Below are 1291 nucleotides of genomic sequence, written 5' to 3'. Positions count from 1 at the left end.
AAGGAGATTTCCTCGCAGCGGCCGAGGCGCGCTGATCCCTGGTACTTCGATATTCCGAATGATCAGGGCGTCAAGCAACGCCACTGGTTCAATCTGAATCTCTAGTGGGTCAGAGCGATGAACAATGCCGTCCTACTCGCCATGACAGCCGGCGCCGGCCTTGCGGCCGGCGCCGGCGGAACCTGGCTGGCAGTTCCACACCCGACTGTCGAGGCAAGGACCATTACCAAGGCCGAGCTCACGGCGGCGATAGCCGCTGATCCCTCACTGTGTCCTCTACCAGTCGTGGAAAAACCGTCAGAGGGTGAGGCCCTGGCCGCCTTTCAGAACGCGCAATCCAGCTCACCGTTGGTCTGGGATCGCAACGACATGCCGAAGATCTCACTTGCCCTTGGCCAGTGCGACAAAAACAACAACGGCCCCGGCGTTTCGTGCGTGACCACGGTCAAGATGTCGCCTGAGGCACAGCCTCTCAATCGTGTTGTCGGCTTCGCAAAGGCGGCCAACGGCGAATGGGTTGCCACAATCTTCTAGGCCGATACGGAAAGGTGTTCGTTATGGAAGATCAATTTCTCGACTACGTGACGGTCTTTGCAACAGCGGTGGTTTGCTTCGTAATCTCACTCTGCTTTGGCTGGGACTTGCTGGCTGCGTTGCTTTTTGGAATCGTCACCGGCGCGGTACAGGCTGGGCTCATCCGCCTGGTGCATGGAAGGCCTGACCTACTGTGACAGGCCATCAAGGAAACGCCTGCGCTACAAAAAAGCCCGCCTAGGCGGCAAAAGCCCGCTTTTCAGCGGGCGTTTTCACCCCCACGATGGCTGATCACCTCACCCAAAAGGCGCCGCCATCTCCATAACTGTCGCCATTTCCCTTTCGTAGAGACGCTCCCGCCTCGCGATCAAATATGCCGCGATGTATACCAGCTTCCTGATGGATTCCCGGTGATCGGCGGGCTGATACGCAATCACGTCGCGCCGCGCCGCGGCCTCGTCCAACGTGATCACGTCGCCAGCCCCGGGCCCCTTCTCAGCCTCTCGGAACGCTCTGGCCGCTCTTTGAGCTGCGACATGTCGTTCGGTTATGTCGGCCAGGGTGCCGAGCCGCGCCTCAGCATTTATCGCCGTGCGATTCTGCCGAATGAAATGGTTGTCTCGGGATAGGTCATTTGAAGATTTTCCTACGCTCAGCATGGCTTCATTCCTCATGCGGGCACACTCCGCCCCTGCCGCCCCGGCCAATCGAGTTGATAAAAACGTTGATCAAGGACGAGAGCACGATAGGATACGAA

General features: G+C 58.6%; 3 protein-coding genes. 2 read left to right on the top strand and 1 reads right to left on the bottom strand.

Translation table 11 applies throughout. The annotated features are described in order from the left end of the window. Positions 1–117 precede the first annotated feature (117 nt). Both EN780_RS34465 and EN780_RS39170 read left to right on the top strand, forming a co-directional pair. Positions 118–534: a hypothetical protein gene (locus EN780_RS34465; protein ID WP_128276480.1), complete on the top strand. Its 417-nt coding sequence runs from the start codon at positions 118–120 to the stop codon at positions 532–534. Between the two features lie 23 nt (positions 535–557). Beyond that, complete coding sequence (locus EN780_RS39170; RefSeq protein WP_182574573.1) at positions 558–731, top strand: hypothetical protein; 174 nt, start codon at positions 558–560, stop codon at positions 729–731. Between the two features lie 99 nt (positions 732–830). Here EN780_RS39170 and EN780_RS34460 read toward each other — a convergent pair whose 3' ends face one another. Further along, positions 831–1208 carry a hypothetical protein gene (locus EN780_RS34460; RefSeq protein WP_128276479.1) on the bottom strand — a complete coding sequence of 126 codons (378 nt, stop codon included), beginning with the start codon at positions 1206–1208 and terminating at the stop codon, positions 831–833. Positions 1209–1291: the final 83 nt, after the last annotated feature.

It is taken from the genome of Mesorhizobium sp. M4B.F.Ca.ET.089.01.1.1 (genome assembly GCF_004022605.1).
In the GTDB taxonomy this organism is placed as follows: Bacteria; Pseudomonadota; Alphaproteobacteria; order Rhizobiales; family Rhizobiaceae; genus Mesorhizobium; species Mesorhizobium abyssinicae.
This window is presented reverse-complemented; position numbering and strand designations above follow the sequence as displayed.

What these genes read in the sequence shown, in the direction of transcription:
- EN780_RS34465 (WP_128276480.1), top strand. Translation starts at nt 118, where the DNA reads ATGAACAATGCCGTCCTACTCGCCATGACAGCCGGCGCCGGCCTTGCG.
- EN780_RS39170 (WP_182574573.1), top strand. Translation starts at nt 558, where the DNA reads ATGGAAGATCAATTTCTCGACTACGTGACGGTCTTTGCAACAGCGGTG.
- EN780_RS34460 (WP_128276479.1), bottom strand. Translation starts at nt 1,208, where the DNA reads ATGAGGAATGAAGCCATGCTGAGCGTAGGAAAATCTTCAAATGACCTA.